We start from the raw sequence: 13,066 nt of genomic DNA on the forward strand, positions 1-13,066 counted from the left end.
CAGGAGGTCGAATGAGGTGGCTTCGTGTGGGTGGCGTGCTCCTTGCCGCCATGATCACGCTGACCGCGTGCGGAAACGGCGCCATGACCTGTCCGGCGAACCCGGGCCCGATCGGCGTGTTCGTCGCCGACACCATGCCGAAGGAGGGCAGCGGGACAGTCATGGCCGCCCGTGGCGGCCGGATCGCGTACTGCGAGGGCTTCGGCCTGGCGGACCGCGCAGCCGGCGTCCGGGCGAGCTGCGACACGGTGTACGACGTGATGTCGATCACCAAGCAGTTCACCGCGGCCGCGATCCTCAAGCTGGAGATGATGGGAAAGCTGCGCGTGACCGACCCGGTCAGCCGCCACCTCGGTCCGGTCCCCGCGGGCAAACGGCCGATCACCCTGCACCAGCTCCTGACGCACACGGCCGGACTGGCCGAAGGACTCGGCGACGACTATGACGTCCTGTCCCGCGACGAGTTCCTGGCCAGGGCGCTCGCCTCGAAGCCGCGATCGGCTCCCGGCATGACGTTCCACTACTCGAACATGGGCTACGGGCTGCTCGCCGCGATCATCGAGAAGGTCTCCGGGCTCGGCTACGAGAACTTCCTGGCCGAGCACCTGTTCTCTCCCGCGGGCATGACCCGGACCGGGTACGTGCTGCCGAAGTGGGAGACGGGCCGGATCGCGGTGGAGTACGACGACAAGGGAGCCGGCCACGGCAGGCCGATCGCCCACCCGTGGGCGCAGGACGGCCCGTACTGGAACCTGCGCGGCAACGGAGGCATGCTCTCCACCGCCCGGGACCTGCTCCGCTGGCACCGCGCCCTGTCCGGCACCGGCGTGCTGTCGGCGACGGCCAAGGGGAAGATGTTCAGCCCGCAGGTACGCGTGCCCGACTCCCAGGAGTCCTACGGATACGGCTGGGTGATCTCCGACACGGACGCCGGACGAATCGCCTGGCACGACGGCGGCAACTCGTGGTCGCTGGCGAACCTCGCGAGGTCCCTGGACGACGACGTCATGGTTTTCTGGGCCAGTAACCACGCCTACCAGCGAGGGCGGTGGGACTTGGAAGACCTCATGGAACCGCTGACGTGGGGCGTCGCCTGCCGCGCGCGGACCGCGGCGGTACCCACGAGCGGTGGCGCAGGTGGTTGAGCCCGTTATGAATTTCGACCTTAAGGATTCGGTAAGCGCCGTACGGAAGGGTGATCTCAACAGCGAGGCACTGACGAAGGAGACCACAATGAGGAAGCTCGTCGAATCCACGTTCGTGACGCTCGACGGCGTCATCGGCGACCCGCACATCTGGGGCGCCCCCTACTGGGACGAGGACCACCAGGAGTACGCCTCGAAGCTGCTGTTCGAGGCCGACACGCTGCTCCTGGGCCGGGAGACGTACGAGGGGTTCGCCGAGGCGTGGGCCGGCCGCTCCGGCGACGCGTACACCGACAAGATGAACAGCATGCCGAAGTACGTCGCCTCCACCACGCTCAAGAGCGCCGAGGCATGGAACGGCAACCTGATCGAGGGCGACGTCGCCGAGGCCGTCGCGGAGCTGAAGCGGCAGCCCGGCCAGAACATCCTCAAGTACGGCACCGGCGCGCTCGACCGCACGCTCATCGAGCACGGGCTGGTCGACGAGTTCCACTTCTGGATGTTCCCCGTCCTCGCGGGCGGCGGCGACCGGCTGCTCAGCGGCCTGATCGATCTCACCCACCTCCAGTTGCTGCGGACGACCCCGTTCACCTCGGGCATCGTCGTCCTGACCTACGGTCCGAAGCGCTAGGTGCGGCCCTCGCCGTCCTGTACTAGCATCCGACAGGACGGCGGCACTCTCCCGCCGAACCTCCAGAGTGGGCTCCCACGCGGCCCGCCCGAAGCGGAGGCAAAGGGGACGCGAGGAGCCTCGGGAGCCGCGTACCGACCGGTCGGCGATCTTTCGTGGCCGCCACGGGCCGCGGGCGTGGGCCGGGTCCTGGCGATGGCCGCGGGAAGAGTCGTACATGACCAGCAAGAAGCAGCTCAAGGCGCGCGTCAGGGCGCGGATGGCCAAGACGGGCGAGAGCTACACGACGGCCCGCCTGCACGTCGCGGGCCGCGCCGAGCAGGCGAGCGACGGCGGGTGGCGCTTCTCGGGCGGCAGGCATCCGTCCAGCGCCGTCATCGCGTCCGTGCTGGCCAACCAGGGGGCCGCCGTCAGCGAGCCGCTGGTGTTCCTGGCCGGCGGCGGCATCGGGGCCGGCTACATCCTGTGGGAGTTCCGCCACGACGACTCCCGCCACGTGGTGCTGGGCTTCCGCAACCAGTGGCAGTACCACGACCGCTGGATGGCCAAGACGCTCGGGCGGCTCGGGGTGCCGTACGAGGAGCACCGCACCGCCGGGGCCCGCGCCGCCGCGACCAAGCTCAGCGCGGAGCTGGACGCCGGACGGCCCTGCGTGGTGCTGCCCGACCGCTACCACCTGGGCTACTGGCACCTGCCCGCCACGCTCGACGGGTACGGCGGGCACCCCGTGGTGGCCTACCGGCACGACGAGGACGGCGTCTACCTGGACGACCGGGGCCGGGCGCCGATCCACGTTCCCAGGGAGCGGTTCGACGCCGCGCGGGCGCGGGTGGGTTCGTACCGGAACGTCCTGCATATGCTCCGCCCCTCCGGCCCGCCGGACGAGGCCACGCTGGCCGCCGCCGCACTCGACGGGCTGCGCGACTGCGTGGCCCACCTGTCCGCCGCGTCCGACTCCTTCTCCCTGCCCGCCTGGCGCAAGTGGGCCCGGCTGCTGGTGGACACCCGCAACGCCAAGGCGTGGCCCAAGGTCTTCGCCGACCGGCGCGGCCTGGCCGGCGCGCTGCTGTCGATCTGGGAGGGGGCGCAGCCGGTCGGCATGGACGGCGGGAACCTGCGCGACCTGTTCGCCGACGCGCTGGACGAGGCCGCCGCCCTGCTCGACCGGCCCGCCCTCGCGGAGCCGGCCGCCCGTTTCCGGGAGAGCTCGGGGCTCTGGCACGAGCTGGCGGAGGAGGCGCTGCCCGCGCGGGTGCCGGAGTTCGCCCGGATCAGGGAGCTGACGGCCGCCGTCAAGGAGAGCGTCATGGCGGACGGCACGGAGGGCGGGCCTGCGGCGGCATCGGCCGCCGAGGAGCTGTGGGCGGCCCGCGCCGCCGCGAACGACTCCCTCGCCGCCGATGGCGATCCCGGCCCGCTCTTCGCCGCGCTGAGCGCCAGGGTGAGCGCGATCTACGAGGCGGAACGGGCCGCGATCGACCGCCTGTCGGCCCTGCTGACCTGACGACCGGCGAAACCCGGCGACGGGATGGCCGGGTGGTGAGTAGCGGACCTGCCGGAGTGACGGCCGTTCGGTCGCGCGAGGCCGCCGACGTACCGGAGTGACGGCCAATCTCCTCTCTTGGGAGGAAGCGCCGCTTTCGTCCGCGTGCGGCTAGGGTGAGTCGTCGGAGGAGGGAGGGGTCATGCGTACTCGGCTGTCGGCCGCTTTCCTGCTCCTCCTCTCCTGGTTCCTCCCACCGGCCGCCCACGCGCAGGCCGTTGCGCAGATCACCGTCGCGCAGGCCCAGGCGTGGCGGCCCGACCAGCACCATTCCGGGGTACGGCAGCTACCGCCCCCGGCCCCGGCCCTAAGAGCGTGGGCGGGCCCCGGCAGCACGACCGGCACCCCGGCCGCGCTCGCGACCGGCCTCCCGGCGTTCCACGCCCCGTGGGCCGTCGTCGTCGGCGACCCGGCCGCCGGCACCCCGCCGGCCCGTCGCCCGCTCGCGGCGGCCGCGCGGGCGCCTCCCTCCACAGTGCGCTGAAGAACGTCTTCTTTCCGCACGTCACGAGCCTGTGGAGGCTTTCATGTTCCGTGCGCCGTTCTGGCGTGCGGTGGCGGCGTGTGCCGTCATCGCGATCTCCTTGGTCATCACCTTCAACGCCGCGCCACGTCTGGGCCTGGACCTGCGCGGCGGCACCCAGCTCGTCTTCGAGACGAAAGACTCGCCCACGGTCAAGGCCGACGCGGCCGCCACCGACCGCGCGATCAACGTCCTGCGCCAGCGTGCCGACGCGCTCGGCGTGGTCGATCCCACCCTGGTCCGCTCCGGCGAGCAGCGGATCATCGTCGAGCTGCCGGGAGTGCTCGACCCGAGACAGGCGGCCGAGGTCATCGGCCGTACCGCGCAGCTCGCCTTCCACCCCGTGCTCGGCGCCGCCGAGGAGGGCGACGGCACGGCGGTGCGCGACGAGAACGGTCAGCCGCTCAAGCTGGGACCCGCCGCCATCACCGGCGACGGCGTGAGCGACGCCGTCGAGAGCAGCGACCCGCAGCGCGGCCCCGGCTGGTGGGTCAGCCTCAGCTTCCGCGACGCGGCGGCCTGGCAGAAGCTGACCGGCCAGGCGGCCTGCCGGCCGCAGGGCGACCCCCAGCGCCGCGTCGCCATCGTGCTGGACAAGGAGGTCATCTCCTCGCCGCCGATGGATCCGTCCGTGCCCTGTGGCCCCGGGATTCCGGGCGGGCGCGCCGACATCACCGGCTCGTTCACCCACGAGGAGGCACGCGATCTGGCCGTGCTGATCAAGGGCGGCGCCCTGCCGGTCCCGCTCGACCTGGTCGAGCAGCGGACGGTCGGCCCGACGCTCGGCGAGGCTGCCATCAAGGCCAGCGCCGAGGCGGCGGTCGCTGGGCTGATCCTGACCGCCGTGTTCATCGTGGCCGTCTACCGCCTGGCCGGGCTGCTGTCGGTGATCGCGCTGCTCTGCTACGGCGTGATCTCGTACGCGGCGCTGGTCGCGATGGGGGCGACGTTCACGCTGCCGGGGCTGGCCGGGTTCGTGCTGGCCATCGGCATGGCCATCGACGCCAACGTGCTGGTCTTCGAACGGGCCAGGGAGGAGTACCAGCAGGCGCCGCGCCGCGGGCTGCGCGGCGCGCTGGACCGGGGGTTCAAGAACGCCTGGAGCGCGATCGCCGATTCCAACGTCACCACCCTGATCGCCGCCGGGCTGCTGTTCTGGCTGGCCTCAGGACCGGTGAAGGGCTTCGGTGTCACGCTGGCCGTCGGCGTGCTGGCCTCGCTGGTCTCGGCCATGCTCATCACCCGCGTGCTCGCCCACGCCGTCATCGGCCGGATCGGGCCGCGCCTGTCCGGTTTGGGCTCGGCGGGGGCGGTCAGGACCTGGCTGACGCGCAGGAACCCGCAGCTCATGCGGGCGGGCAAGGTGTGGCTGGCGGTCGCGGGCACGGTCGCGGCGGTGGCCGTCGCCGGGCTGGCCGCGCGCGGGCTGAACTTCGGCGTCGAGTTCACCGGCGGCCGGCTCGTCGAGTTCGCCACGTCCAGGCCGATCTCGGCCGAGGCCGCCGGGCAGGCGGTGTCGCGGGCCGGGTTCCCCACGGCGGTGGTGCAGGTCAACGGCGACGGCGTCTCCGTACGCGCCGCGAACCTCGGCATCGAGCAGGCCGCCAGGATCGAACAGGCCCTGGAGACCCAGGCGGGAGAGGTGACCAAGACCCGCGAGGAGTTCATCGGCCCCAGCCTGGGCGAGGAGCTGCGCCGCAACGCCCTGATCGCGCTCGGCGTGGCGGTGGCCATGCAGCTCGTGTATCTGGCCGCGCGCTTCCGGTGGACGTTCGGCGCGGCGGCCGTGCTGGCGCTGGTGGTGGACGTGATCGTGGTGGCGGGGCTGTTCGCTTGGCTGGGCAAGCCGATCGACGGCGTGTTCCTGGCCGCGATGCTGACGGTCGTCGGCTACTCGGTCAACGACAAGGTGGTGGTGTTCGACCGGGTCAGGGAGCTGTGGACGGCCCGGCGCGGTGAGCCGTTCGCCTCAGCCGTGAACGGCGCGATCCTGCAGACCATGCCGCGCACCGTCAACACCGGCCTCGGCGCGCTGTTCATCCTGGTCGCGCTCATGTTCTTCGGTGGCGACTCGCTGCGGGACTTCGCCATGGCGCTGGTGGCCGGGATCGTGACGGGCACGCTCTCGTCGGCCTTCGTGGCCGGGCCCGCGGCGATCCTGCTCGGCCGCCTCGACCGGCGCCCGCCGCCCCAGCCGGCCGCCCCGCGCGAGCGCAAGGCACGTACAGGATCGGGGGCGGTGTTGTGACGACGGTGTTGTGACGACGGCGCTGAGGTGACGGCGGGCCGGGCGTGGGGAAGGTGTCCAGACGAGGGAGAAGGGGCTGGGCGAGCGGGGAAGGGGTCCGGCATGGAGGTGCTGAGCAGTCGTGTGCTGTTGCGTCCCCGCGACCCGGCCCGCAGCCGCCGCTTCTACGCTGAGACGCTCGGCCTGGCCGTCTACCGCGAGTTCGGCCCGCCGGACCACCCCGGCGTCGTCTTCTTCCTGGGCCAGGGACTGCTGGAGCTGTCGGGCAGTTCCCCGGACGGCGCCGGGCCCGGTGTGTCGCTGTGGATGCAGGTACGCGACGTCGCCCGCGAGGAGGAACGCCTCCGGCGGGCCGGCGTCACCGTTCTCCGCGAGGCCCGCACAGAACCCTGGGGATTGATCGAGTTGTGGATCGCCGATCCCGACGGTCACCGTATCGTTCTGGTGCAGGTTCCGGCCGACCACCCGTTGCGGCGCGACGCCCGCTGACGCCGGGGCCGCGAGCACCGCGGAGGAGCACGCGCATGACCGCCTACCGGATTCTCGCCGTGGACGACGACCAGACGCTGCAGCGCGCGCTCTGGCGCGGCCTGCGCATGGAGGGCTTCGCCGTCGACACCGTCGATTCCGGGCCGCTCGCCCTGGACAGCGTCAGAGACGCTCCTCCTGACGCGATCCTGCTGGACGTCTCGATGCCCGGCATGTCGGGCATCGAGGTGTGCGCCCGATTACGTGAGGCGGGCACGCACGCGCCGGTGCTGATCCTCGCGGAACGGGACGAGGTCGAGGAGCGCGTGGCCGGGCTGGCCGCCGGGGCCGACGACTGCGTGATCAAACCGTTCGACCTGTACGAGCTGGTCCTGCGCCTGCGCGCGCTGCTGCGCCACATCGCCCCCGCACCCGCCGCCACCGTCGAGGTCGGCCCGCTCACCCTCGACCCCGCCGCCCGCCGGGTCACGCTGGAGGGCCGTGAGGTGCGGGTGACGCGGCGCGAGTTCGGCCTGCTGGAGGTGCTGGCACGCAACGCCGGCCTGGCGATGTCGCGCACGCTGCTGCTCGAACGCGTCTGGGGCTACGACTTCGAGGTCACGGGCAGCCCGGTGGACGCGTTCGTCGGCGGGCTGCGCCGCAAGCTGGAGTCGGACGGCCACCCGCGCATGCTCCACTCCGCCGGCGGCACCGGTTTCATCCTGCGCGAGCCGCCCCGGTAGCCCGCGGCCCGTCACCGAAAGCGACGTCCGACGCGGGCTCGGGCCGCCCCCGCACCACCTCGGGCGCGGCGTAGCCGGGCGTGTAGCTGACCGCGCTGTTCGGGGTGATCGTCTCCGCGCCCCCCACCCGGTACGCGGCCCCGAAGTCGGCCACCTTGGCCGTGCCGTCCCCGGTGACGACCACGTTGCCCGGTTTGATGTCGCAGTGGACGATGCCCTCCGCGTGGAACGCCGCCAGCGCGCCGGCGATCTGGGCCCCGATCCGCGCCGCCGTCTCCGGCGGCAGCGGCCTCCGCCCTTCCAGGCTGCCGCCGGGGACGTGCTCCATCACCAGCCACAGCGCGAGCCCGCGCCGCCCGCCCGCGCGCACGGCGTGGTGCAGGGTGACCACGTGCGGATGGCTGAACCTGGCCGGCGCCCGCGCCTCGGCCCACAGCCGGTCGAGTCCGGCCGTGCCCTCGACTGCCACCCGTTTGAGCGCGACATCGCGGCCCAGCTCCAGATCGCGGGCGAGCCACACCTCGCCGGTACGTCCGCGCGCGAGGGGCCGCGTCAGCCGGTAACGTCCGTCCACGGTCGTGCCCCGGCGTGCCGCGAGCCTCCCCGTTGCGGACCGCCCCTGCATCAAGCGCACGAAAAGAGGCTAACGAGTGAGAGAACGATCACGCAGGGTTTCCCCGGGACCGGTCCCGGAGGCATCGCCGCACCATTGATCAGGGTTACCGATTTCGTAAAACCTCATGACATCTCCGGACAGCAAGGAGGACCATGTCCGCCAAGATCGCCACCGCGCTCGCCGTGACCGCGTCCCTCGTCCTGACCCCGGTCGCCGCGCACGCGACCGTCGCCACCGCCGCCTCCGCGACCGCGACCGCCAAGCCGAACCTCCGGGCCTGCTACGACGGCAAGTGCAAGCTCACCCTCACCAAGAGCGTGTCGTTCCGGGTCAGCTCCCGCTTCGGCATCACCCGGCTGGCCATCGCCTTCAACTCCAGCATGGTGAAGGTGCGGGGCACAGGGGCGTACGTGTCGTCGCAGGCGGTGCTCGGCCGCGGCTCCTCCGGCTCGGTCAACGGCATCGGCGTGCGCATCCTGTCGTTGTCGGGCAGCAAGGCGGTGCTGCGCCTGTCGCCCGTGCGTTGAGCAACGCTCGCCGTACGTCGAGTCACGCCCGCGCGCGGCCGTTCCGTACGAGCAGCAGCGCGATGTCGTCCATGCGCCGCTCGATCCCGGCCTGCGCGATGAGCGAGTCGGCCAGGGCGTGCAGCGGGTGGCGCGGCGACGGCGTGAAGCCGGCGGCCAGGGCGGCGATGCAGTCGCCCAGGTCGAGGCCGGGCTCCTCGATGAGCCCGTCCGTGTAGAGCATCATCACGGAGTCCGGTGGGAGCGGTACGTCCACAGTCACGTACTCGGCGTCGGGGTCGATGCCGAGCAGCAGCCCGGGTGGGGTCTCGACGACCTGCCCGGGGGCGCCGGGCCGGCCCAGCACGGGCGGCGGGTGCCCGGCGCTGGCCAGGCAGGCGGTGTGCCGGCGCAGGTCGAAGGCGACGTACAGGCAACTGGTGAAGCGGTCGGGGGCGAGTTCGGTGAGCAGCCGGTTGGTGTGCGCGAGCACCTCGCCCGGGCTGGCCCCGGCGGTGGCGTGGGCGCGGACGGCCGTGCGCACCTGCCCCATCAGAGCGGCGGCGGTCACGTCGTGCCCCTGCACGTCGCCGATGACGGCGGCGACCTTGGTGTCGCTGAGCCGGATCAGGTCGTAGAAGTCGCCGCCGATGTCCATGCCAGGGGTGGCCGGCACATATCTGGCCGCCACGTCCAGGCCGGGCAGGTGGGGGAGTGTGCGCGGCAGCAGGCTCGACTGCAGGCACTGGGCGAGCTGGTGCTTGACGTCGTAGAGACGGGCGCGCTCGAACGCCTGCGCGATCAGCCCGGAGAGGGCGATCAGTGAGGCCCGCTCGTCGGCGCCGAACTCGTGCGGGCGGTCGTAGGCCAGGACGCACGTCCCGATGGGACGGCTCGACGTGATCAGCGGCAGGAACGCCCACGCGCTCATGTCGTCGGAGCACACGGCGTCCGGGTACGCCTCGCGCAGCTCTTCCCGGCTGCCGAAGAACGCAGGCGTCAGCGCGTCCCCCTGGGCCGGCGGGATCGCGCCGCGGCTGTCGAACTCCTCGACCGCCCGCGGGCTGTAGCCGCGCGAGGCGACCACCCGCAGCCGTCCGCCCTTGCCGGTGAGGATGGCCAGGGCCTGGATGTCGTAGACGGGCATGATGTGGTCGGCGACCTGGTCGATCACCTCCTGCGCGGTCATCGCCCGCGCGAGGGAGGTGGCCAGCCGCAGGATGTCGTGCACGGCGATCATCCGGGGCGGGGTCACGATGTCCACCGGTTCGAGCGCGGAGCCGCGCGTCGCGGGGGCCGGGGCGATGCGCACGGTGAGGCCGGACAGCCCGGGACACAGCTCGAACGTCAGCCGCCGCCCTTCGGGGTTGCGGGCGACGAAGCGGGTGATCCGGCGGCTGATGACCGCGGCGCGGTAGCGGCCCTCGTACGCGGGATCGCCCAGCCAGGGCAGCACCTCCCACAGCCGTTTGCCGACCACGTCGGCCGGGCGCAGGTCGAGCAGATCGGAGGCCTGCGCGCTGATCAGTGTCACGCGGCCGTCCACGTCCAGCCCGCAGAACCCCTCGGGCAGCCGGTTGACCAGCTCCAGCGCGACCAGGTCGGCTCTCGGGTCCGCCTCCTGGGACGGGCGCGGGCCGAGGACGCGCGGCTGGGACCCGGCGGTGATGGGCCGGCCGCGTTCCGCCGCCCGCTTGATCAGCTCGCCGAGCCGGGCGCAGGTGTCGCTGATGATGTCGAGCTGGCCGGGGTCGAGCTCGTTGACGCGCCCGGCAGGCCACAGCAGGAAGAACCCGCCGACGACGGTGTCACCGGCGCAGACCGGGGCCAGCGCGGCCGCGAACTGGTACGGGAGCGACAGGGCCACGCCGGGGAACTCGCGGGCCAGGTGCTCACGGCCGCTGATCCAGATGAAGCGTTGTTCGCGGACCGCGACGGAGAGCGGAATCGCCTCGGTCAGCCTGATCCGGGCGAACGATCGCGCGATCGAGGTGGGCAGGCCGATCTCGGTGACCATCCGCAGCAGGTTGCCGCTCCTGTCGAGGACATAGACCGCGCCGACGTGGGCGCCGGTGCCGGTGACCGAGCTGATCAGCAGCTCTTCGAGGCGGGACGAGTCGTTCGCCACGCCGCGCGCCGCCACCTTGCTCGCCGGCACCGTCTCACCACTCCACGCTCATGTGACGGGTACCGGACAACCACCTGAAACCCCCCATACGGGCAGAATACACGCATAAGGCGCAGGGGGCTGATCACACGCCGCCGGGAACAGGGCCGGAGAGCGGGGGCAGCCATAGCACCCGGCCGAAGAGCTGATGCATGTGCGCGCGGAAGCGCCGCAACTGACCGGAGTCGTCGACGCCGCTCCTGAGCCCCTGCCCCTCGAGCACCCCGCTGAGGACGAAGCCGTGCACACACCAGATCATCGTGTACGTGAGGTGCAGCGGATCAGCCTGCACCGGCTCGGTCAGCCTGGTGATGCTCGCCACGAGATACCGCGTCAGCGGCTGGGCGTCCCTCGCCTCCACCTCGAAGATGTCGCTGGCGTCCGACAGCCAGCGATGCATCCACAGCGCGGGCACCTCGGGATGGGCCACGCACATGTCGATGTAGGCGTCGAGGAACCGGTGCAACGCCGGCCCGCGTCCTTCGGGCGGCGTGGCCGCCAGTTCGTCGGTGTAGGGCTGGAGGGCGGAGGCGACCAGCTCACGGATCTGCTCCATGACGTCCAGGTAGAGCTGCCGCTTAGTGGTGACATGTGCGTTGATGGCCGGCATGTCCACTCCGGCGGCGTCGGCGATCTGCTCAAGGGAGGTGCTGTCATAGCCAAGCGCGGAGAAGAGTTTGGTGGCCACCCGCAGGATCAGCTGCCGCTCACCGCCTTCTGGTGGAGAGTCCATGGACGCGACCCTAGGCGGGGTGTGCCGCCGAACCTATGACTTGATCGACAAGTGCCGGTAAAAAGCCAGCGGCAGGCGTTCGGTATCGTGCCCGAAACCGACGGAGGAGCCGCCTCACCCCGCCGGCTACCAGGCACTCGCCGACGCCGTACCGGACGCTCTGTTCCGCTGATCCGCAACCGCCCGCACATAACGATTAGCTGTGAGTCTTTGCCCCCTATGTGCCCCTGTCGGTCCCGCCATGGAACGCTACGAGCGGCATGTTCAGCGTTGGGATCAGGTGAGAATCGGGTGGCAAGGACAACCGGGGGATCGTGGTGGCGGCGGTTTGGCAGGGCCACCACCTACGCGGCCGGGGCGAGCGCCCTGGCCGTCGTCATGGCGAGCTGCGGCGCGACGGGTCAGGCGGAGCAGGGGGCCCCGTCGCCGGCGACGGAGAGCAGCGCCGCGCCCGAGACGCGGAGCACGAGCCCCGCCGCCAAGCCACCGTCGGTGGACGAGGGCTGGCCCCGCTGGGGCTTCACCCACACCGGCGTCAGCGCCAACAACGTCACGCAGGAGTTCGAGCAGGCCGTCGCCGGCAACCTCGCCGGTACGCCGATGCTGCAGAACCAGCACATCATGGGCTTCGGCGCGCTCAACCCCGAGCCGTACCCCGGTCAGTACTTCTGGGAAGACCTCGACAGCCGGATGAACGTCATGCGGCAGTCGCGGGCCACTCCGGTGATCACGCTCTGCTGCGCGCCCGACTGGATGAAGGGCGGCCCTGAAGGCCCCACGGAGGAGTCGGCCTGGGGCGAGCACCTGGAGGACGCCCCCTACCCCGAGCACTTCGACGACTTCGCCAAGCTCTCGGCCGCGGTCGCCACCCGGTACAAGGACGTCAAGTACTTCATGGTGTGGAACGAGTTCAAGGGCTTCTGGAAGGACCACGCCAAGCCCGCGGACTACAAGGGCTACACCCAGCTGTACAACAAGGTCTACGACGCGGTGAAGGCCGCCCGTCCCGACGCGCTGGTCGGCGGGCCGTACCTCGGCTTCGACAGCAACAGCGGCGGCGACTCGGAGCTGCGCGGCGACTGGGGCGTCGTCAACCAGAACGTCCTCGACGCGTTCAATTATTGGTACGAGAACAAGAAGGGCGCCGACTTCATCGTGGTCGACGGCGCCTCGGTCACCGACGCGCACGAACTGCTGCCCGACGAGTTCGGGGCGCTGAGCAAGTTCAGCGCGGTCACCAAGTGGCTGCGCGAGAAGACCGACGACCTGCCGGTCTGGTGGTCGGAGTGGTACTTCGTGCCCGAGGACGGCACCAAGTGGGACGAACCCAAGCGCCTGGCCGTCCAGGCGGCGTCCATGATGGAGTTCGCCCGCAGCGGCGTCGCCACCGCGCTCTACTGGAACCCGCAGGCCAAGCAGGGCCCGTGCCAGGGCTGCATGTGGGAGCCGCGCAGCGGGGCCCTGACGCCGACCGGCCGGCTCGTGACCGGCTTCGCCAAGTGGTTCCCCGCCGGGGCGCAGCTCGAGTCCGTGGAATCGTCCGACCCCGCGGTCAGGGTGCTGGCCCAGCCGGAGCAGCTGCTGCTGGTGAACACGACGGACAAGGCGGTCAGCACGACCGTGGACGGCAAGGAGTTCGCGCTCAAGGCGTACGAGATCAAATGGAGCGGCCGCTGACCTGTCGGGGAGGGCCGGAACTCCGGCCCCGTGCCGATCGTTGACGCGGCGGCAGACAAACGATCT

At 71.5% G+C, this 13,066-nt stretch carries 12 protein-coding genes; 9 read left to right on the top strand and 3 right to left on the bottom strand.

What is annotated here, in order from left to right; translation table 11 throughout:
• Positions 1-11: 11 nt before the first annotated feature.
• The 7 genes from AB0C27_RS30225 to AB0C27_RS30255 all read left to right on the top strand — a co-directional run bounded on the left by AB0C27_RS30225 (position 12) and on the right by AB0C27_RS30255 (position 7,301).
• Complete coding sequence (locus tag AB0C27_RS30225; protein WP_357850505.1) at positions 12-1,145, top strand: serine hydrolase domain-containing protein; 1,134 nt, start codon at positions 12-14, stop codon at positions 1,143-1,145.
• Between the two features lie 88 nt (positions 1,146-1,233).
• Positions 1,234-1,776 carry a dihydrofolate reductase family protein gene (locus tag AB0C27_RS30230; RefSeq protein WP_357850508.1) on the top strand — a complete coding sequence of 181 codons (543 nt, stop codon included), beginning with the start codon at positions 1,234-1,236 and terminating at the stop codon, positions 1,774-1,776.
• Positions 1,777-1,993: 217 nt separating this feature from the next.
• Entirely contained in the window at positions 1,994-3,280 is a 1,287-nt protein-coding gene (locus AB0C27_RS30235; protein ID WP_357850511.1) for a BtrH N-terminal domain-containing protein, read from the top strand.
• 181 nt (positions 3,281-3,461) lie between these two features.
• Positions 3,462-3,803: a hypothetical protein gene (locus AB0C27_RS30240; RefSeq protein WP_357850514.1), complete on the top strand. Its 342-nt coding sequence runs from the start codon at positions 3,462-3,464 to the stop codon at positions 3,801-3,803.
• A gap of 43 nt (positions 3,804-3,846) precedes the next feature.
• Positions 3,847-6,090: a protein translocase subunit SecD gene (gene secD / locus AB0C27_RS30245; RefSeq protein ID WP_357850517.1), complete on the top strand. Its 2,244-nt coding sequence runs from the start codon at positions 3,847-3,849 to the stop codon at positions 6,088-6,090.
• A gap of 102 nt (positions 6,091-6,192) precedes the next feature.
• Positions 6,193-6,579 carry a VOC family protein gene (locus AB0C27_RS30250; RefSeq protein ID WP_106249696.1) on the top strand — a complete coding sequence of 129 codons (387 nt, stop codon included), beginning with the start codon at positions 6,193-6,195 and terminating at the stop codon, positions 6,577-6,579.
• A 35-nt stretch (positions 6,580-6,614) separates the two neighbouring features.
• Positions 6,615-7,301 (top strand): response regulator transcription factor, encoded by a 687-nt coding sequence (locus tag AB0C27_RS30255; protein WP_357850521.1) that lies wholly within the window; start codon positions 6,615-6,617, stop codon positions 7,299-7,301.
• On the opposite strand, the gene AB0C27_RS30260 is transcribed toward AB0C27_RS30255, so the two are convergent.
• A complete protein-coding gene (locus tag AB0C27_RS30260) occupies positions 7,276-7,926 on the bottom strand; it encodes a serine/threonine-protein kinase (RefSeq protein WP_357851392.1) in 651 nt (216 codons plus the stop codon). The genes AB0C27_RS30255 and AB0C27_RS30260 overlap by 26 nt on opposite strands.
• A gap of 143 nt (positions 7,927-8,069) precedes the next feature.
• On the opposite strand from AB0C27_RS30260, the gene AB0C27_RS30265 reads away from it, so the two are divergent.
• Positions 8,070-8,444, top strand: a complete 375-nt coding sequence (locus tag AB0C27_RS30265) for a hypothetical protein (protein ID WP_357850524.1) — start codon at positions 8,070-8,072, stop codon at positions 8,442-8,444.
• 22 nt (positions 8,445-8,466) lie between these two features.
• On the opposite strand, the gene AB0C27_RS30270 is transcribed toward AB0C27_RS30265, so the two are convergent.
• Positions 8,467-10,581, bottom strand: coding sequence for a SpoIIE family protein phosphatase (locus AB0C27_RS30270; protein WP_357850527.1), 2,115 nt, complete (start codon positions 10,579-10,581; stop codon positions 8,467-8,469).
• 94 nt (positions 10,582-10,675) lie between these two features.
• Entirely contained in the window at positions 10,676-11,323 is a 648-nt protein-coding gene (locus AB0C27_RS30275; RefSeq protein WP_357850530.1) for a TetR/AcrR family transcriptional regulator, read from the bottom strand.
• 291 nt (positions 11,324-11,614) lie between these two features.
• Here AB0C27_RS30275 and AB0C27_RS30280 point away from each other — a divergent pair, with 291 nt between their 5' ends.
• Entirely contained in the window at positions 11,615-13,000 is a 1,386-nt protein-coding gene (locus tag AB0C27_RS30280; protein WP_357850533.1) for a xylan 1,4-beta-xylosidase, read from the top strand.
• Positions 13,001-13,066: the final 66 nt, after the last annotated feature.

It is taken from the genome of Nonomuraea sp. NPDC048882 (genome assembly GCF_040649755.1).
In the GTDB taxonomy this organism is placed as follows: domain Bacteria; phylum Actinomycetota; class Actinomycetes; order Streptosporangiales; family Streptosporangiaceae; genus Nonomuraea; species Nonomuraea maheshkhaliensis.